Source organism: Roseburia sp. AM16-25, assembly GCF_003473825.1.
In the GTDB taxonomy this organism is placed as follows: domain Bacteria; phylum Bacillota; class Clostridia; order Lachnospirales; family Lachnospiraceae; genus Pararoseburia; species Pararoseburia lenta.
Map to the genome: position 1 here is coordinate 436,937 of NZ_QUCW01000002.1, position 18,880 is coordinate 455,816.

General features: G+C 45.6%; 19 protein-coding genes. All 19 read left to right on the forward strand.

The genetic code is table 11. The annotated features are described in order from the left end of the window. Positions 1 to 7 precede the first annotated feature (7 nt). The 19 genes from DW183_RS06000 to DW183_RS06090 all read left to right on the forward strand — a co-directional run bounded on the left by DW183_RS06000 (position 8) and on the right by DW183_RS06090 (position 18,879). A complete protein-coding gene (locus DW183_RS06000; protein ID WP_118281071.1) occupies positions 8 to 412 on the forward strand; it encodes a TIGR02530 family flagellar biosynthesis protein in 405 nt (134 codons plus the stop codon). A 70-nt stretch (positions 413 to 482) separates the two neighbouring features. Beyond that, positions 483 to 2,156, forward strand: coding sequence for a flagellar hook protein FlgE (locus DW183_RS12745; RefSeq protein ID WP_118281072.1), 1,674 nt, complete (start codon positions 483 to 485; stop codon positions 2,154 to 2,156). 197 nt (positions 2,157 to 2,353) lie between these two features. Next, positions 2,354 to 3,145, forward strand: coding sequence for a motility protein A (locus DW183_RS06010; protein WP_118281073.1), 792 nt, complete (start codon positions 2,354 to 2,356; stop codon positions 3,143 to 3,145). After that, a complete protein-coding gene (locus DW183_RS06015) occupies positions 3,145 to 3,996 on the forward strand; it encodes an OmpA/MotB family protein (protein ID WP_118281074.1) in 852 nt (283 codons plus the stop codon). Before DW183_RS06010 ends, DW183_RS06015 begins: the two co-directional genes overlap by 1 nt. Positions 3,997 to 4,007: 11 nt before the next feature. Next, complete coding sequence (locus tag DW183_RS06020) at positions 4,008 to 4,520, forward strand: flagellar basal body-associated FliL family protein (protein WP_118281075.1); 513 nt, start codon at positions 4,008 to 4,010, stop codon at positions 4,518 to 4,520. A 33-nt stretch (positions 4,521 to 4,553) separates the two neighbouring features. Continuing rightward, entirely contained in the window at positions 4,554 to 5,537 is a 984-nt protein-coding gene (fliM, locus tag DW183_RS06025) for a flagellar motor switch protein FliM (RefSeq protein WP_118281076.1), read from the forward strand. Continuing rightward, positions 5,538 to 6,761 carry a flagellar motor switch phosphatase FliY gene (gene fliY, locus DW183_RS06030; protein ID WP_118281077.1) on the forward strand — a complete coding sequence of 408 codons (1,224 nt, stop codon included), beginning with the start codon at positions 5,538 to 5,540 and terminating at the stop codon, positions 6,759 to 6,761. Between the two features lie 22 nt (positions 6,762 to 6,783). After that, positions 6,784 to 7,146, forward strand: coding sequence for a response regulator (locus DW183_RS06035; RefSeq protein ID WP_118281078.1), 363 nt, complete (start codon positions 6,784 to 6,786; stop codon positions 7,144 to 7,146). A gap of 2 nt (positions 7,147 to 7,148) precedes the next feature. Then, the gene (locus tag DW183_RS06040; RefSeq protein ID WP_118281079.1) at positions 7,149 to 7,523 is read left to right on the forward strand and encodes a flagellar biosynthetic protein FliO; all 375 of its coding nucleotides are present in this window, start codon (positions 7,149 to 7,151) and stop codon (positions 7,521 to 7,523) included. An 8-nt stretch (positions 7,524 to 7,531) separates the two neighbouring features. Then, complete coding sequence (gene fliP, locus DW183_RS06045) at positions 7,532 to 8,353, forward strand: flagellar type III secretion system pore protein FliP (protein ID WP_199649408.1); 822 nt, start codon at positions 7,532 to 7,534, stop codon at positions 8,351 to 8,353. A gap of 25 nt (positions 8,354 to 8,378) precedes the next feature. Beyond that, on the forward strand, positions 8,379 to 8,648 hold the full coding sequence (gene fliQ / locus DW183_RS06050; protein WP_118281366.1) for a flagellar biosynthesis protein FliQ: 270 nt from the start codon (positions 8,379 to 8,381) through the stop codon (positions 8,646 to 8,648). A 7-nt stretch (positions 8,649 to 8,655) separates the two neighbouring features. Further along, positions 8,656 to 9,435, forward strand: coding sequence for a flagellar biosynthetic protein FliR (fliR, locus tag DW183_RS06055; protein WP_118281081.1), 780 nt, complete (start codon positions 8,656 to 8,658; stop codon positions 9,433 to 9,435). Position 9,436: 1 nt separating this feature from the next. Then, positions 9,437 to 10,558: a flagellar biosynthesis protein FlhB gene (gene flhB, locus DW183_RS06060; protein WP_243069523.1), complete on the forward strand. Its 1,122-nt coding sequence runs from the start codon at positions 9,437 to 9,439 to the stop codon at positions 10,556 to 10,558. 51 nt (positions 10,559 to 10,609) lie between these two features. After that, positions 10,610 to 12,658 carry a flagellar biosynthesis protein FlhA gene (flhA, locus tag DW183_RS06065; protein ID WP_118281082.1) on the forward strand — a complete coding sequence of 683 codons (2,049 nt, stop codon included), beginning with the start codon at positions 10,610 to 10,612 and terminating at the stop codon, positions 12,656 to 12,658. 1 nt (position 12,659) lies between these two features. Next, positions 12,660 to 14,009 (forward strand): flagellar biosynthesis protein FlhF, encoded by a 1,350-nt coding sequence (flhF, locus tag DW183_RS06070; RefSeq protein ID WP_118281083.1) that lies wholly within the window; start codon positions 12,660 to 12,662, stop codon positions 14,007 to 14,009. 2 nt (positions 14,010 to 14,011) lie between these two features. After that, positions 14,012 to 14,884: a MinD/ParA family protein gene (locus DW183_RS06075; protein ID WP_118281084.1), complete on the forward strand. Its 873-nt coding sequence runs from the start codon at positions 14,012 to 14,014 to the stop codon at positions 14,882 to 14,884. Positions 14,885 to 14,911: 27 nt separating this feature from the next. Continuing rightward, a complete protein-coding gene (locus tag DW183_RS06080) occupies positions 14,912 to 15,652 on the forward strand; it encodes a flagellar brake protein (protein ID WP_118281085.1) in 741 nt (246 codons plus the stop codon). Then, positions 15,652 to 16,782, forward strand: coding sequence for a chemotaxis-specific protein-glutamate methyltransferase CheB (gene cheB / locus DW183_RS06085; protein ID WP_118281086.1), 1,131 nt, complete (start codon positions 15,652 to 15,654; stop codon positions 16,780 to 16,782). Before DW183_RS06080 ends, cheB begins: the two co-directional genes overlap by 1 nt. A 3-nt stretch (positions 16,783 to 16,785) precedes the next feature. After that, the gene (locus DW183_RS06090) at positions 16,786 to 18,879 is read left to right on the forward strand and encodes a chemotaxis protein CheA (RefSeq protein ID WP_118281087.1); all 2,094 of its coding nucleotides are present in this window, start codon (positions 16,786 to 16,788) and stop codon (positions 18,877 to 18,879) included. Position 18,880: the final 1 nt, after the last annotated feature.

The window sequence follows — 18,880 nt, forward strand, 5'->3', positions numbered from 1 at the left end:
GATGCAAATGAATCCGATCAACAATTCCTTTACCTCGATCGAGCAGGTCACCGGTCAGTATCTCAAGACGCAGGATAATAAGACAAAAGAAAAGACCACAGGACTTTCCTTTGAAGATGTCTTACGACAGCAGATGGGTGGCACGGCAGAGTCGACATCAGAACTCAAGTTTTCCAAGCATGCCAATATGCGCCTGGAACAAAGAGATATCGCTTTATCCGCAGACCAGAGCCAGCGCTTGGAAGCAGGAGTGGCAAAAGCCAGTGAAAAAGGAATAAAAGAATCCTTGGTTATCGTTGATTCTTTGGCATTTATTGTAAATGTCCCGAATCAGACAGTAGTAACCGCAATGGATCAGACAGAGTCTGACGAAAATGTATTTACAAATATAGACGGAGCTGTAATTATTTAGCCGGACCTTATGGAGGCTAATGCCGTTGACTGACAGATACGGCAAGACAGCGATTAGGAGGTCATTTATTATGATGAGAGCATTGTATTCTGGTGTGTCAGGACTGAAAACACATCAGACCAAGATGGATGTTATTGGTAATAACATCTCAAATGTCAACACAGTTGGCTTTAAAGCGTCTTCTACGACGTTTGCTGATATTATGTATCAGACAACATCAGGGGCTACGGCAGCCACGGCAACGACCGGTGGTAAAAATGCCATGCAGATAGGTCTTGGTGTTTCTACCGCAGCCACAAAGGTCAGCATCACTTCTCCCGGTGCAGCACAATCCACAGGCGATGCCCTGGATATCCGCCTGACCAACGGAAGTTCTACCAATTTCTTTATCGTAAATAATGGAACAGAAAATCTCTTTACAAGAGCAGGATCTTTTTACTTAGATGGTGCGGGAAACCTTGCCATGACATCAACCGGTTATACCGTTATGGGCTGGCAGGTAGATCCTCTGACAGGGGATATCCGCAAGGATACCGTATCTGCCCTTCGTATCATGCAGGCAGATAATATGACAAGCTCACCTGAGGCAACAACAAAGGCAAACGTTTCCGGATTGATCGATAAGAACGATACCAACGTGACCAGCGATGCAGGTTATGTCCGTACCTTATCCTTCTTTGATAATCTGGGATATTCTTATACTGCAAAATTTGCATACAAGGCAGTTGATACGGATGCCGGTACATATTCCGTGGAACTGACCAATATTTATGACAGTGATAACAATGATATCCTTGCTGAGTGGCTGGATAAGCAGGGGGTGGACGCAGCCGGCAGTGATGCCCTTGACCAGATCTTCGGTAACGACACCACAGCGGTAAAATCCTTCTCCGTAAGCAAGAATTATACCTTGGACAACTCTACCAATCCGGCAAGCATTACCTATACGGAAAATGGTACGACCTATACCATGGTCACAGGTGCAGACGGCGCACCGGTCACCGTAGGCGGTGAACTGGGCTACAACTTTACGGATGGCGCCGGCAACCAGACCTTCCGTTCCATTGCAGATATCTATGGTATCGATGCAGATACGGCAGCATCCGGAACACTGGCAGTAGATACGACAACCGGTATGTTGAACCTGACCTATGATACGACAAATTATACTTTGCAGTTTAATACCAGCGACGGAACTTTCCGTTTTATCGATTCCGCAGGAACGACATCTGTTTCATTAAATATGTCACTTCTGGGTGATAACTTTGAGGATATTTCCATTGACTTCAGCCATCTTTTAAACCAGAACCATGGTGGAAGTTCTACCGCAGAATTTGAAAAGGGATCTGCGGATAAGGCAACAGACGGCACGGGTAAGAAACTCGGACAGTTAACAGGAGTATCAATTGATGGAACCGGAAAGATTTATGGTTCTTATGATAACGGTAATACTGTTCTTTTGGGACAGATTCCGGTAGCGCAGTTTGCAAATGCATCCGGTCTGGAAAGTCTTGGTAATAACTGTTATGGAACAACATTAAACTCCGGTGATTTCGATGGTATTGGTGTTGAGGTTACAGCAGATGGCGGCAGCATGACAACAGGACAGCTGGAAATGTCTAATGTTGATCTTTCTGAGCAGTTTACAGATATGATTACGACACAGAGAGGTTTCCAGGCAAATTCACGAATTATTACAACTTCGGATACATTGCTGGAAGAACTGGTTAATCTGAAACGATAATGTATAAAAAATAGCCTGCTATAAAGTGGGCTTTTTTTTATTTAAATTATCGCAATTTGTGTAGAAATATGATAAATAAATGGAATTACAAGTAGACAAGATAGATAAAATTTAGTAAGATTAAATAAACGTGAAACTATGGGTTTTTGTGTAAAAAACACAAGATATAGTATTTTATATGTAAGGCGGTGAATAGTTTGGATATAGCATCGTTAGTCGGTCTGATCTTAGGCGCGGTCATGGTTGTCTTTGGTATTTTGTCGTCCGGCGGTAATATTGTCGAGGACTTTATGGATCTTCCATCTGTTATTATTACGATTGGTGGTTCCTTGGCGGGTACCTTGGCATCCCATAAGCTGGCGGATTTTATCGGCGGCCTAAAGAGTATTGGACTGGCGATGAAAGAACCATCCGTAGGTGATGCATCGGAAGTCATATCCAATATTATCAATTTATCCAATATATCTCGAAAAGAAGGCCTTCTGGCATTGGAAGAAGCGACACACGATATGGATGATGAATTCTTAAAAAAAGGTATCAATCTGGTTGTTGATGGTACGGATCCGGATCTTGTGCGTGGTATTTTGGAAACAGATTTGATTAATCTGGAAGCAAGACATAAAAAGGTCATTGGCTTCTGGGAGAAATGGGCAGAACTTGGTCCAGCCTGGGGTATGATTGGTACGTTGATTGGTCTGGTAAATATGTTGAAGAACTTAACAGATTCATCTTCAATCGGACCGAATATGGCGGTAGCGCTTTTGACAACATTGTATGGTTCCTTGATTGCAAACTGGCTGGCAGGTCCGACAGCAGCAAAATTAAAAGTAAACAATGATATGGAAATCATGATGCGAGAGATTACCGTAGAAGGTCTTTTGTCTATTCAGGCAGGAGAGAACCCTCGTGTTATCGAAGAAAAGCTCAAGTCATTCCTAGCACCATCTGACCGAGATAATGCCGGTAGTGAAGACGGAGGTGAGGCATAATGGCAAAACCAAAACAGGAGGATCCACCAAAGGGCTCCCCAGCGTGGATGTCGACCTTTAGTGATCTGATGAACTTGCTGTTATGCTTCTTTGTATTGCTCTTTTCTATGTCAACAGTCGATACAGAAAAGTTTGAAATGGTCGTGCAGTCTTTGCAGAGTACCTTTAGTATTTTACCGTCGGGCGGTTCGACGATCGGAGATGGCGAATTGATATCTTCCGGTGTGAGCATGCTGGAAAAGTTTGATATTTATTTCAATTCATCCTCAGCCCTTCCTAAGGGAGACGAGGAACCGGATGATTCGGTTACGAATCCGGATACGACGGTGACGACAGAAGAAGCGCAGGAGACACTGGAAAATGCCGGGCTTACGGAAAGTGAGCAGATGGCAGAACAGGTCAGCCGTCTTTTGCAATCCTATGGTCTTGAGAATCAGGTGGATGTAGAGTTCAATGAATACTACACGCTGATCAATTTAAACGGAGCCCTGCTCTTTAATTCCGGTGAGGCGACTATCCGGGAGGAAGTTCTTCCGGTCATGGAAAAGATCGCCGTGATCCTTAATAACTACACCAATAATCTGATCGAGATCGAAGGCCACACGGATAATGTGCCACCGGCGGCAGGAGAGCAGTATAGTGACAATGATATCCTTTCCATGTATCGTGCCTTGAATGTGGCAAATTATATCCGGGACAATACGACACTGGATCCGGCACATATCAAGTCATCCGGCAGAGGATCTTACGTGCCGATCGCAGACAATTCGACAGCAGAAGGACGAGCAAAGAACCGAAGGGTAGAGATCAAGATCTACAATTCGCTTAATTCAGAATCTTTAAATAATTAGAGAGGTCAATCATGAAGAAAAATCTTATTACTGTTATTACATTAGCACTCGTGGTTGTCAATTTGGTACTCACCGTGATCCTGACGATCACGATTTTGCCGGAGACACAAAAAGCAAATGAACTGATCACTAAGGTATGCAGCGCCATTGATCTGGATCTGGAGTCCGGCAGTGCGACCAGCAACGCCAATATCCCAATCGACCAGATCGAGGTTTATAATATTGATGATGAACAGACCATCAACCTTAAGCAAGATGGGGACGGCAAGGATCATTTCGCTATGCTCACCGTATCTATCTCCATGGATACCAAGAACAGTGATTATAAGGATCTTAAGCCACAGGTCGAAGAAAAGGTCAATCTGATCAAGGGCGACATCAACAACATTGTTTCACAATATACGATAGACGAGATCAAGAATAATCAGTCAGCAGTTCAGGATGAGATCTTGAAAGATCTTCAAAAGATGTTTGGGTCTGATTTTATTGTAGCGGTAGGATTCCCAACGGCACAATATCAGTAAAAAGGAGAAATTTGCAGTGGGTGGTGAGAATACTTGAGCGATATACTTTCCCAAAATGAAATAGACAACTTATTACAGGCACTGAGCAGTGGTGAAGTAGATGCTGAAGAGATCAAGGCAAGCAGCGAGAAGCAGGTCAAGAACTATGACTTCTCCAGACCATCCAAGTTTTCCAAAGAACATTTACGAACCCTTGAGATTATTTTTGAACATTATGGCAGATTACTGTCTACCAACCTTCCGGTCTACTTGCGCAAGAACATACAGGTAGAGGTGATGAATTCGGAGGCAGTTACCTATATGGAATTTTCCAATTCCCTTTCCAATCCGGTCTTGCTTGGTATTGTCAACTTTGAACCCTTAGAGGGAAATATCATTGTAGAAATGGCATCCAAGTTGGGATATGCGATCGTGGATCGTATGTTAGGAGGCGAGGGAGAACCGCTTGATAAAGTACGAGAGTTTTCCGAGATCGAACTTCTGATCATTGAACGTATCATGACTGCCTGCGTACAGTTATTGCGTGAGCCTTGGACCAATGTTTTGGATGTACATCCGCGCTTGGAGCGTATTGAGACCAACTCCCAGTTTGCGCAGATCATTTCTCCATCGGAAATGATCGCGATTGTGACGATCAGCATCAAGATCGGGGATGTGGAAGGTTTTATGAACATCTGTCTTCCGTATATTACCCTAGAGCCTGTCATGGACAAGTTAAACACCAAGTTCTGGTATTCCAACATGCAGGAGCGGGTGGAGATGGAGTATGCAGACACCATCGAGTCTTTGATCGCAAAAGCGATCGTTCCGGTCAAGGCGATCCTTGGCAAAAGCGTGATCTCCGTTAACGATTTTTCGGGTTTGCAGGTGGGAGACATCATCCGCCTGAATACCAAGGTCAATCAGGAATTGGATGTCTATGTCGGAGATATCAAGAAATTTACTGCACTTCCCGGCGCAACCGGAGAAGATTATGCAGTTAGAATAACATCAGTCATAAGAGAGGAGCAGGAATAAATGAGTGACGGCGTATTATCCCAGGAAGAGATCAACGCCCTCCTGAGTGGTGGGATACCGGATGCTGACACGTCTGACGCGGCAGCAGGTGAAGAACTCACACCGGATGAAGTTGATACCATTGGTGAGATTGCCAATATCAGCATGGGAACGGCAGCGACAACACTGTTTTCCTTAGTAAATAAAAAAGTCGAAATTTCAACGCCCGTTGTTTCCATGGGAACGTGGGATGAGATTGTAGATAAATATGAAAAACCATGTGTTTTGGTACGAATCGCTTATACCAAAGGATTAGATGGAAGCAATATCTTAGTCTTACGGGAAAATGACGTAAAAATCATTACGGATCTGATGATGGGAGGCGATGGCTCAAACACAGATGGTGAGATTACAGAGCTGCATTTGAGTGCAATCAGTGAAGCTATGAACCAGATGATGGGATCTTCTGCAACATCGATGTCATCCATGCTAAATACCATGATTGATATCAGCCCACCATCCTCAACCTTGATGGATCTGCAGGATACAACCGATGGAGGAGAAATCGAAGATTTTCTGGAGGGAAGATTCGTTAAGATTACCTTTAAAATGCTGATTGGTGATTTGGTGGATAGTGAGATTATGCAGTTGTATCCGGTATCACTTGCCAAGGAGATGTGCAGTAACATCATGTCGAATATGGAGAGCGATACGGCATCGACCGTGGATGATGACATGCCGACACCGCAGCCGGAACCGGCATCACAGCCACAGGCGGCACCACAGACCCCACCGCAAGCGCAGGGGCAGATGCAGGAACAAGCCATGCTAGGGCAGACCCCACCGCCGCAACCAATGCCGGATATGGGAACGTCAGGCGGACAGCCATATATGCAACAGCCATATATGCAACAGCCATATATGCAGCAACCATATCCACCACAACAGCAGGTCAATGTGCAGCCTGCACAATTCCAACCTTTTGCCGGCAATTATCAGGCACCATACCAGCCGGAAAATATAGATCTGATCATGGACGTTCCATTGGAAGTGACTGTCGAGTTAGGCAGGACACACAAATCCATTCAGGATATTTTGGATTTTGCACCGGGAACGATCATAGAATTAAACAAGATCGCCGGCGAACCGATCGACGTATTGGTCAATGGTAAATACGTTGCAAAAGGTGAAGTAGTAGTCATTGAAGAATCTTTCGGTATTCGTATTACCGAGATAATGAAATAAGAGATAAAAAGGAGAGTAAGAGATGGCAAAAAATATTTTAATTAGTGATGATGCTGCGTTTATGAGAATGATGATCAAGGATATCTTGACAAAGAATGGTTACAACGTTGTAGGCGAAGCTGAAAACGGTAAGGTAGCAGTTGACAAGTACACGGAGTTGAAGCCGGATCTGGTGCTTATGGATATTACCATGCCGGAGATGGATGGTATCGAATCCTTAAAGGCAATCCGTGCAAAGGATCCAAATGCCTGCGTTATCATGTGTTCTGCAATGGGTCAGCAGGCAATGGTTATCGAGGCAATTCAGTCAGGTGCCAAGGACTTTATCGTAAAGCCGTTCCAGGCAGAGCGTGTTCTTGAAGCCGTAAAGAAGGTTATTGGTTAAGAATGATTTTACTATCATCGACAGGTGAGAATATCTTTCAACTGATCATTGTACTTTTTTGTTTTTTAATCGTTCTGGCATTGACTTACTATGTGACTCGATGGATTGCTGGTTACCAGAAAAGCCAGAGCATCAGCAAGAACCTTTCGGTTGTTGAGACCTTGAAACTGACGACCAATAAGTACATACAGTTGATACAGGCAGGCAAGGACACCTATTATGTCATTGCCATCGGCAAGGACGAGATCACAGTCTTGGGACAACTCAGCGGAGAGCAGTTAAAAGAAATGCCTTCCCAGAATATGACGATCCCGACGGCTAAGGGCGATTTTGCCGATGCCTTACAAAAGTTCAAAGAACATTTACCGAAGAAGTAGACATGAATATGAAAAACAAATTAAAAAAAGGATATTGTATCTTTAGTCTGATCCTGGCAACCTTTGCCATCTGTGTCAGCGTCTGGTATGCCAGTGGCAGTACAGTCTATGCGTCTTCCTACGGAGCAACGGACAATGCACCAAATTCCAGTGACTGGGTCACAGGCAAGGGCGGGGTATCATTGACCCTGGATTCAGATTCCGGATCTTTATCCGCAAATGTGCGTATTTTACTGGTCATAACGATTCTGGCTTTAGCACCGTCCATACTGATCATGTTGACCTCTTTTACCAGGATCATCATTGTCCTGCATTTTGTTCGATCCGCGATCGGTACGCAGACATCGCCACCCAACCAGATTTTGATCGGGCTGGCATTGTTTTTGACATTCTTTATCATGTGGCCGACCTTTACGCAGATCAATGAAAATGCCATTACACCGCTGGACAATGGAGAGATCACACAGGAAGAGGCACTGGATCGTGCCGTGGAGCCGATCCGTAATTTCATGTACGGACAGACGGAGGAAAAGGATCTCAAACTCTTTTGTGAGATCTCAGATACGACCTATGAAGATTATGATGATATCCCATTTGTTGTATTGGTTCCGAGTTTTATCTTAAGCGAACTGCGTGCAGCCTTTATTATCGGTGTTGTGATCTATATCCCGTTTATCGTGATCGACATGGTCGTTTCGTCCGTGTTGATGTCCATGGGTATGATGATGCTGCCGCCGACGACCATCTCCCTGCCGTTTAAGATACTTTTATTTGTGCTGGCAGATGGATGGAATCTTGTCATTGGCGGACTGGTCAAGACATTTTACTGATAAATAGAAAGAGAGCGTGATTTTTGTGACAGAAGGACAGGTATTGGATATTGTCAGAGATGCGATCTACAATATCATCATATGTGCGGCACCGCTGCTTTTGATCTCTTTGATCGTCGGTCTGATCGTCAGTATTTTTCAGACCGTTACCTCCATTCAGGAACAGACGCTGACCTTTGTACCAAAGATCGTTGCCGTATTCCTGGGAATGCTGATCTTTGGTGCTTTTATATTGACAACATTGACAGATTACATGACGGAATTGTGGACAAACTTCAGCACGTTTTTAGGCTAGTTTTGGTATGTTACAATATACATTTGATATAAGTACATTTGAATATTTTTTACTGATATTGGTACGGATTTCCTGCTTTGTGTTTGTAGCACCTTTTTTTGGCGCGAAGGAAGTACCGGGGAGGGTAAAGATCGGATTATCTGCATTTGTGGCAATTCTTGTTTTTTATGCCGTTCCGGTAGAACATACAGCATACACCTCGGAAGTCGGTTATGCCATATTGGTGCTCAAAGAGGGAATTACAGGATTGCTGATCGGTTTCGCGGCATATATTTGTAATTCCATTATTTTATTTGCAGGTACGATCATTGATATGGATATCGGGCTTTCCATGGCTATGGTATTTGACCCGACGACAGGCAGCCAGGTCAGTATCACGGGAAATTTATATTCTTACTTTATCCTCTTGCTTTTGATCGTTTCCAATATGCATCAGTATATCCTGCGTGCGCTGATCGATTCGTTTCAGTTGTTTCCGCTGGGAGGAGCGCAGTTTCAGATGGACTCCTTGCTTGCCTCCATGGTGCAGTATTGTACGGATCTTTTTGCCATTGGATTTCGTATTGTTTTGCCTGTCTTTGCCTGCATGATGATTCTCAACAGTATCTTGGGTATCATGGCAAAGGTGGCACCACAGATGAATATGTTCGCCGTTGGTGTCCAGTTGAAACTCCTGCTTGGTCTGGCAGTTTTGTTCATCACGACGTTTTTATTACCGGACATTGCCAATTTTATTTTTAAAGAGATCAAAGTCATGACAGTGTCATTTATAGAAGGAATGTATTAACTTGAAGGAAGACAAAGTGTTACTTCTGTCTTATGACCTGCAATGGTTCGCGCAGGACGGACCGGGCGGAGAAAAGACAGAGCCGGCGACTTCAAAAAAATTAAAAGATGCCCGTGAAGAGGGTAAAGTTGCTCGAAGCCAGGAATTAAACTCGGCGGCAATGCTGATCGCTTTATTCCTGTCTCTGCGTATCTTTGTGTCCTATCTGGGTGAGGGCTTTATCAGTGTCTTTCACCTCTTTTATGGGATGATACCGGATGTCGTCGATACCCAGCGGGATGGCATGACTGTACAGGCGGCGAGCGGACTTTTGAACCAGGGCTATCTGCAGCTGCTCCGTCTGGCAGCCCCTTTTTTGGCGGCAGGCCTTGTGGTTGCCATTGTGATCAGTATCGTACAGGTCGGCTGGCAGGTATCGACCAAGCCTTTAGAGCCCAAACTGGATAAGTTTAATCCGGTCAATGGCTTCAAGCGTATTTTTTCCAAAGATTCGCTTTTTAACCTTTTGATGTCCATCCTAAAGATCGTACTGGTCTTTTATGTGGCATATACCTGCATCAAGGGACAGGCAAATAATTTATTCATCTTATACGAGATACCGCTCAACCAGGCGATCTCTTTGATCGGCGATATCATCATAGATACAGGACTCCGTATCAGTCTTTGCTATCTGGTGGTAGGGCTGGCTGATTATATTTACCAGCGCCATCGTTTTAACGAAGACATGAAGATGACCAAACAGGAAGTCAAGGATGAATATAAAAATACCGAAGGTGATCCGCAAATCAAGGGGCAGCAGAGGCAAAGGATGCGTGAAGCATCCCAGCGTCGTATGATGCAGGATGTTCCCAAGGCGGATGTCGTCATCACCAACCCGACCCATATTGCGGTAGCCATCCGCTATGATGCAGAGATTGAAAATGCACCGACGGTGGTCGCAAAAGGTGAGGATTATCTGGCGGCAAAGATCAAAGAAACCGCCAAGGAAAACGGTGTGGAGATCATGGAAAACAAACCGCTTGCCAGAGCGCTTTATGCGACGGTCGAGGTGGGAGAGCAGATTCCACCGGAGTTGTATCAGGCAGTGGCAGAGATCCTTGCGCTGGTTTACAGTAAAAGATAAATAGTTTAAGATAAGGTGAGATGAGATATACGATGGAAAGGAGGAAACGGAATGGATCTATCCGGTGTTAAAAAAACCGATATCGGCGTTGCAGCATATCTATTGGCGGCAATTATTTTCTTCATTGTTCCGATTCCTTCTATATTATTGGATGTTATGCTGGCGCTCAATATTTCCGTCGCATTGATCGTTCTGATGAATGTCTTGTTTGTGCGGGAAGTTTTGGATATGTCCTTTTTCCCGACCCTGCTTTTGTTTACGACGATCTTTCGTATTTCCCTAAACGTTTCATCTACCCGTCTGATCCTAAGTACGGGTTCGCCGGGAAATGTCGTTGAGACGTTCGGACAGTTCGTTGGTGGAGGCGATCTGGTGATCGGTGCCATCATCTTTATTGTCCTTATCATTGTGCAGTTCATGGTTATCAATAAGGGTTCTGAACGTGTTGCTGAGGTTTCTGCCAGATTTACGCTGGATGCTATGCCGGGTAAACAGATGGCGATCGATGCAGACTTAAATACCGGAGCCATTACCGAAAAGGAAGCACGCGAGAGAAGACAGAAGTTACAGGATGAATCCTCCTTCTTTGGCTCTATGGATGGTGCGACAAAGTATGTCAAGGGAGATGCGACAGCAGGTCTTTTGATCACTTTTATCAATCTGATCGGAGGAACCTTAATGGGAGTCATGCGAAGTGGTATGGATTTTACGAGTGCCATCCAGCAATATGGTCTGTTGACGATCGGTGACGGACTTTGCTCCCAGATTCCATCGCTTTTGATCTCATTGGCAACCGGTATCTTAGTTACCAAGGGATCCAAAGAAGCCGATTTCAGCGGCGTTTTGATCAAACAGTTATTTGGTATTCCAAAGGTACTTTATATTGTTGGTGCATCTATGATCTTTTTGGGTCTGGTAACACCGCTGAACCCGGTCTTGTTCGGTGCCTTTGGTGCAGCATTTTTGATCTCCGGCTATTCGATCTCCAAGAGTATCGGCGAGGAGAGCATCGAGGAAGAAGTCGCGGCAGAGGAGTCCGAGGCAGAGGAGATCCGCAGACCGGAGAATGTCGTTTCCCTTTTGCAGGTGGATCCGATTGAACTGGAATTTGGCTATGGAATCATACCGCTTGCGGATGTCAATCAGGGCGGGGATCTTCTGGATCGTGTCGTTATGATCCGAAGACAGATCGCGCTGGAACTTGGTACGGTTGTGCCGATCATCCGTCTGCGCGATAACATCCAACTCAATCCGAATCAATATATCATCAAGATTAAAGGTATTCAGGTGGCAGAGGGCGAAATCCTTTTTGACCACTATATGGCGATGAATCCGGGTTTTGTGGAGGAGGAGATCAACGGAATTCCGACTTTTGAGCCGTCCTTCCATCTGCCGGCGATCTGGATCACAGACAGCCAGAGGGAACGTGCGGAAAGTCTGGGCTATACCGTAGTCGATCCGCCGTCTATCATTGCAACACATCTGACAGAGGTGATCCGCAGCCACATCGCAGAACTTTTGAGCCGTCAGGATGTGCAGAATCTGGTCAACAATCTCAAAGAGAGCAATCCGGCACTGGTGGACGAACTTACACCAAAACTGCTGGGTCTTGGCGAGATCCAGAAGGTCCTGCAGAATCTCTTAAAAGAGGGGATTTCCATCCGCGACCTGCTTTCTATTTTTGAAGTGCTTGCTGACCATGCAGCGACAACCAGAGATACCGATGTCCTGACAGAATATGTCCGTCAGGGCTTAAAACGTGCAATCTCCAGCCGTTACTTTGTGCCGAATGAAGTGACCTCCTGCATTACGCTGGATCCAAAGGTAGAGCAGGATATCATGGCATCCATCAAGCAGACGGAGCAGGGAGCATATCTGACCTTAGATCCGGAACGCATCCGTGCCATTATGGATTCTTTGCAGGCAGAGATCGCAAAGTTCGAGGAGACCGGCAAGACACCGATCGTTGTGACATCACCAATCGTGCGTATGTATTTTAAGAAAATGACAGAAGATTATGTAAAGGATCTGATCGTGGTTTCATATAATGAGATCGACTCCGATGTTGAATTACAATCAGTGGGGATGGTGACAGGATAAGATGACCATTAAAAAGTTTCAGGGAAAAACAAAAGAAGAAGCGATCGCTCTGGCAAAAGAGGAAATGGGCGCATCGGTTGTGATCATGAATGTAAAGGAAGTGCGGCAAAAGGGCTTTCTTGGCATTTTCAAGGGCAGCATGTACGAGGTGACAGCCGCACTGGAAGATGATGTCATGCCACAGCCTTCCTTTAGCATACCGCCGGCACCGTCAGCCAGACCGGCATCCCATGGCTTTGATGCCGTTGCAGATGAGGAGATCTCCCTACGCGATCTGGAAAGTCAGGAAACGGCTAACAATCGTATGGAGACACCAAAGGCAAGTCTGCGTGCAGCAAAGGCAGAACCGGTTCAAAAAGACTTGTCCGGTGATACCATGGCATTAAAAGAGGCATTTGCCGCTGTCAACGAGGTCATGGAAAAGAACGGACACAAACCGATCGCTCCGCTTCGTGAATCACAGGCGGCGCAAATGGTAGCCGAGCCAAAGGCAGAGGAATTCCGTCCGCTTTCTTCCGTGGAATTTGTAGAAGATTTAGGATCAGAGAGAGACGAGCAGAGCCACCAGTTCTTTAAAGTCTTATATAAGGTTTTATTGGATAATGAAGTGGATGAGATCTACATCAATCAGTTCATGGATGATCTGGATCGTGTGTCCCACAGCACCAACGGGCTGGACTATCTGATCTCCAGTGTCTACCAGAAGATGATCTTAAAGTTGGGACAGCCGGAAGTGATCTCGCTGACCAAGAACAAGCCCAAGGTCGTATTTTTTATCGGACCGACAGGTGTAGGCAAGACAACGACCATTGCTAAGATCGCATCGCGTTTTAAAGTAGAGCAGGAAAAAAAGGTGGCACTTCTTACCGCCGATACCTATCGTATCGCGGCGGCGGAGCAGTTGCGCACCTATGCCAATATCCTGGATACTCCTTTATCCATTATCTATACACCGGAAGATATTGGAAAAGAGATCGAAAAATTTGCAGATTATGATCTGGTACTGGTGGATACCGCAGGATTTTCACACAAGAATGATGGGCAGAGAGAAGATATGAAACGTCTGCTGAAAAATCTTCCGGCACAATACGAAAGACAGATCTATCTGGTCTTAAGTGCGACCACAAAGTACAAAGACCTCATCGAGATCACAGATATCTATGATGAATTCTGCGATTTCCATCTGATCTTTACCAAGTTGGACGAAACCAGTGCATATGGTAATATATTAAATATCAAGTTGCACACGGGAGCGCAGCTTTCCTATGTGACAACAGGCCAGAATGTGCCGGATGACATTGAGGTCGTCGATACACAAAAACTGGTAAAACTCTTGTTGGGAGGCAGATAAATATGGATCAGGCCGAACAATTAAGAAATGTTATCAAACAAAAAAATCAAAATAATATTGGCAATGCCCGCGTGATCACGATCACCAGTGGCAAGGGGGGCGTTGGCAAATCCAACATGGCGGTAAACCTGGCGATTATGTTCCGTAAGATGGGGCAGCGTGTCATTATCCTGGACGCGGATTTTGGACTCGCCAATGTCGAGGTCATGTTTGGAACGGTACCAAAATACAATCTGAGTGATCTGATCTTTGGCGGGAAAAGCATCCGTGAGATCATCACGACAGGACCTATGGATATTGGTTTTATCTCGGGTGGATCCGGCATTGTCGGACTCAACAATCTGACAAAAGAACAGATCTCCTATCTGGTGCACAGCCTGTCGCTTTTAAATGATCTATGTGATGTTTTGATCATAGATACCGGAGCAGGTGTGGCGGACAGTGTCTTGGAGTTTGTGCTTGCTAGTCCGGAAGTGATCCTTGTGACGACACCTGAGCCAAGTTCCATCACTGATTCCTACTCCCTGATGAAGGCACTTTACAAAAATCCAAAGTTTATCCGCAATGGCACCAATGTGCATCTGGTTGCCAATAAGGTAACCTCGGAGGCGGAAGGCAATGCCGTTTATCAGAAATTAAATTCTGTCGTGGAAAAATTTCTGGATGGAAAATTGCATTATCTGGGCATGATACCGGTCGATCCGTCCCTGGAAAAGGCGGTGCGCAACCAAAAGACTGTATCGACGGTCGCGCCAAACGCAAAGTCTACCAAGGCATTTGAGATCATCGCTCAGAATCTTTTGACCGGCGATGACAAGAACCGCTACCGCTGGGGTATCACGCAATTATTTAATAATTTTATGGGGCGTTCTTAAAAGACAGGGAGCGTCCGGGAGTATCATATGAGAATGGAAGACTTAATGCCGGGCTGCAAGGTTGATATCCGCATTACCCAGTTGATGGAAAAAGAGGATGTAGACGCAGCACAGGGCATCTATTATACAAGTATATTTGATGTGACAAAAGACAGCATAGAACTGCAAATGCCTATGGTCGGCGGCAGGCTGCAGCTTTTACCAAAGAACATCCGCTATGAGTTTATCTTCTCCGCACCGATGGGACTTTACAAGGCGCAGGGGACGGTGACAGATCATATCAAAAAACAGCATTTTTATCTGTTAAAGATCGTACTGACCAGTCCTTTGGAAAAATTTCAGCGCCGGGAATACTATCGGATCACCTGTATGGTGCCGATGATCTTTATGGGCGTGACGGAAGAGGCGGCTATGGAGGGCACGATCGATGCCGTGAGAGAAAAAATGGCCGCAGGCAATGAGATGACGGTACGCGGCATCGGAACCATCTTAGATATCAGCGGCGGTGGCGCAAGGTTTACATCCAGCAACTCTTTAGTCAATGTAAAATATCTCCTTTTAGAATTCCAGTTGCCGCAGGAGAACAAAAAAACATCTTTGGACATCGATGTGGTTGCAAAAGTGATCGATTCCAAGCAGACAGATGCCAAGGATAAATATACGCATCGTGTGAAATTCTATTTTAAGGATCCACGCATGAAAGAGCAGTTGATCGGCTATGTTTTTCAGGAAGAACGTAGGATCAGAAAGAAGGAACAGGAAATATAATGCAAAAGGTATTGATTGTTGATGACTCTGCACTCATGAGAAGGAAAATCTGTGATATAATCAATACAGACAAAGATTTTCAAGTGTCTGAGATGAGCATGAACACACAAGATGCTTACAACAAAATAGTAGAGAATGCCTATGCGATCGTTGTCATCGGTCTGTCGGCGCGCATGGATGTACTTACCTTTATGCGACAGTTACAGACTTTGGAGAACCGCCCGCGCGTCATCTTTTTGACGTCTTCCATTGCGGAAGATATGCAGACCATCCGTCAGGCGATGAGCCTGGGGGCTTATGATTATGTATATCGGGAGAACCGCCTGCATGGTATGACAGATAAGGTAGCAAGTGAACTCCTTCGTTCACTGCACAATGCATCCCGTGGTCTGCCGGCACCAAAGCATGCACAGCCGGTGGATCCTTATGAGGCTACCAAGCGTGTACGGGAGATGGCCCAGCGCGTATCTCAGAAACTGGATCGCTCCGTAGATACGACAGTGCACCGGGATGTGGACAAGGATGCGACCGCAACATCTTCCGGTATGCGGAAGGATACCCTGATCGCGCTGGCTTGTTCTACAGGAGGTCCGCAGGCATTGCAGGTATTGATTCCTATGCTTCCGGCAGATCTTCCGGTTCCGCTGGTTTTGGTACAGCATATGCCGGCAGGATTTACGGATTCTCTTGCCAGACGACTGGATCAGACAAGTGCCATCCATGTCAAGCAGGCAGAAGATCAGGAGGTACTGAGGGCTGGCTGGGTCTACATTGCACCCGGCGGCAAGCATATGGAGATCGGCAAGGACAGAAGCGGTCGCCCTATGGTAAGCCTCAATGACAAACCGCCGATCGGCAGCCTCAAGCCTTGTGCAGATCTTATGTATGAGTCCCTTTGCCATTCGGATTACAAGGAGATCCTCTGCGTTGTCCTTACAGGCATGGGTGCAGACGGTACCAAGGGGATCCAGATGCTCAAAAAGCACAAGAAGATTTATGTGATTTCAGAAAGTCAGGACACATGTGTTGTCTATGGCATGCCCAGATCCATCGAACAACAGGGTCTGAGTGATAAAGTAGTTCCTATAAACCAAATAGCAGATGCAATTATTAAGAAACTGGGGGATTAAAAGATGGATGTAAGTCAATATCTCGACATTTTTATCGACGAAACAAATGGTCATATTCAAGCACTCAATGACAATATTATGATCCTGGAAAAAGAGCCGGAGAATAAAGACGTCATCAATGAGATTTTCCGTGCAGCACACTCTTTAAAGGGTATGGCTGGAACCATGGGCTTCAAGAAGATGCAGCGACTCACCCATGATATGGAAAATGTATTTCAGGAGATCCGCAATGACAATATCAAGGTCAACAGCAACCTGATCGATATCTTATTCAGCTGTCTGGATGCGATCGAGGAATACCTTGAGACGGTCAAGGCTACTTCGGATGAGGGAGACAACGGCAACGAAGCCCTGATCCAGCAGTTAAATGATTACTTAAACGGCGGTGCCACAGCAGCACCGGCAGAGGAAGCAGTAGAGACCAAGGCTGCACCTGCCAAAGAAGAGGCTGCATCAGATGGACTTTCTCATATGGAAGTGGATGATGTGACCTATAGCAAGATCAAGGAAGCACAGGAATCCGGACTCCATATCTATGAATTTACCGTACATATCCAAAAAGACTGCCTCTTAAAGGCGGCAAGAGCTTTCTTGGTATTTAAGGCAGTAGAGGATTTCGGCGAGATTCTTGCTTACAACCCAAGTTCACAGGATATTGAGGATGAAAAGTTTGATCTGGATTTCAGTCTGGTTGTTGCATCCAGTCAGGAATTACAGCCGATCGTAGATGCGATCAAGGCAGTTTCCGAGATCGAGGGTGTGGATGCAAAGGAGTCCAGCCACGAAGAATTTATGCAGGAAGAAGAACCGGAAGCAGCACCGGAGACCAAGCAGGAAGAGACAAAGACAGAGGGCAAGCCTGCTGAGGCACCGAAGGCAGCCAAGGCAACAAAGACATCTGCCAAGTCTGCTAAGGCAAACAACAACAAGCCGGTGACAGCAAGAACCGTGCGTGTGGATATTGAAAAGTTAGACGCTCTGATGAATCAGGTCAGCGAACTTATCATCGCAAAGAACAGTCTGGTATCTCTGAGTGATTCCGAGCAAAACGGCGAGGGCAACAACCAGTCCTTCCATGATCAGATCGAGTATCTGGAACGTATTACGACCAATCTGCATGAGTCAGTCATGAAAGTGCGAATGGTTCCAATCGAGAGCGTTGTCAACAAGTTCCCTCGTATGATCCGTGATTTGAGCCGTAAACTCAACAAGCCAATGGAACTTTACATGTCCGGTGAAGAGACAGAGTTGGATCGAACCGTAGTCGATCAGATCGGCGATCCTTTGCAGCATTTGCTCCGTAATTCTGCAGATCATGGTATCGAGTCACCGGAAGAAAGAAAGAAGGCAGGCAAGCCTGAGACAGGAAGCATCATCTTAAACGCATTCCAGGAAGGCAACAATGTCATCATTGAGGTTAAGGATGACGGTGCCGGTATTGATACAGAAAAGGTTAAGGAAAAGGCGATCGAAAGAGGTCTTGTCACACCGGAACAGGCAGAAAATCTAACCCAGAAAGAGATCATCGATTTCCTCTTTATGCCAAGTTTTTCTATGGCAAAGAAGATCACAGATATCTCAGGCAGAGGTGTTGGACTGGATGTCGTTAAATCCAATATCGAGGCTTTGGGCGGTGATGTTACGGTCAAGAGCGTCAAGGGAACCGGTACAACCTTTATTGTCCGCCTGCCACTGACACTTGCCATCATCCAGGCACTCATGGTTGAGGTCAGAGACGAGAAGTATGCGATCGCTTTGGGATCTATCCAGAATATCGAGAATATTCCTGTCAGCGATATCAAGTATGTGCAGGCAGAAGAAGTAATCCACTTGAGAGGCATGGTCATTCCATTGATCCGTCTGGATCAGATGTTAGACTCTGCACCATCCGAGGAAGAGCCGGACAACTTGACCGTTGTAATTGTCCGCAAGGGCGACAATTACGCAGGTCTTGTCGTAGATGATCTCATCGGACAGCAGGAAATCGTTATCAAGTCACTTGGCAAATGTATTGACAACAATAAGATCATCAATGGTGCTACCATCCTTGGCGATGGCGAAGTCGCACTGATCATTGATGTAAACGCAATCTTTTAAT

Coding starts and splice junctions, on each gene's coding strand:
- DW183_RS06000 (WP_118281071.1), top strand. CDS start 8: ATGAATCCGATCAACAATTCCTTTACCTCGATCGAGCAGGTCACCGGT.
- DW183_RS12745 (WP_118281072.1), top strand. CDS start 483: ATGATGAGAGCATTGTATTCTGGTGTGTCAGGACTGAAAACACATCAG.
- DW183_RS06015 (WP_118281074.1), top strand. CDS start 3,145: ATGGCAAAACCAAAACAGGAGGATCCACCAAAGGGCTCCCCAGCGTGG.
- DW183_RS06020 (WP_118281075.1), top strand. CDS start 4,008: ATGAAGAAAAATCTTATTACTGTTATTACATTAGCACTCGTGGTTGTC.
- fliY (WP_118281077.1), top strand. CDS start 5,538: ATGAGTGACGGCGTATTATCCCAGGAAGAGATCAACGCCCTCCTGAGT.
- DW183_RS06035 (WP_118281078.1), top strand. CDS start 6,784: ATGGCAAAAAATATTTTAATTAGTGATGATGCTGCGTTTATGAGAATG.
- DW183_RS06040 (WP_118281079.1), top strand. CDS start 7,149: ATGATTTTACTATCATCGACAGGTGAGAATATCTTTCAACTGATCATT.
- fliP (WP_199649408.1), top strand. CDS start 7,532: ATGAAAAACAAATTAAAAAAAGGATATTGTATCTTTAGTCTGATCCTG.
- fliR (WP_118281081.1), top strand. CDS start 8,656: ATGTTACAATATACATTTGATATAAGTACATTTGAATATTTTTTACTG.
- flhA (WP_118281082.1), top strand. CDS start 10,610: ATGGATCTATCCGGTGTTAAAAAAACCGATATCGGCGTTGCAGCATAT.
- flhF (WP_118281083.1), top strand. CDS start 12,660: ATGACCATTAAAAAGTTTCAGGGAAAAACAAAAGAAGAAGCGATCGCT.
- DW183_RS06075 (WP_118281084.1), top strand. CDS start 14,012: ATGGATCAGGCCGAACAATTAAGAAATGTTATCAAACAAAAAAATCAA.
- DW183_RS06080 (WP_118281085.1), top strand. CDS start 14,912: ATGAGAATGGAAGACTTAATGCCGGGCTGCAAGGTTGATATCCGCATT.
- cheB (WP_118281086.1), top strand. CDS start 15,652: ATGCAAAAGGTATTGATTGTTGATGACTCTGCACTCATGAGAAGGAAA.
- DW183_RS06090 (WP_118281087.1), top strand. CDS start 16,786: ATGGATGTAAGTCAATATCTCGACATTTTTATCGACGAAACAAATGGT.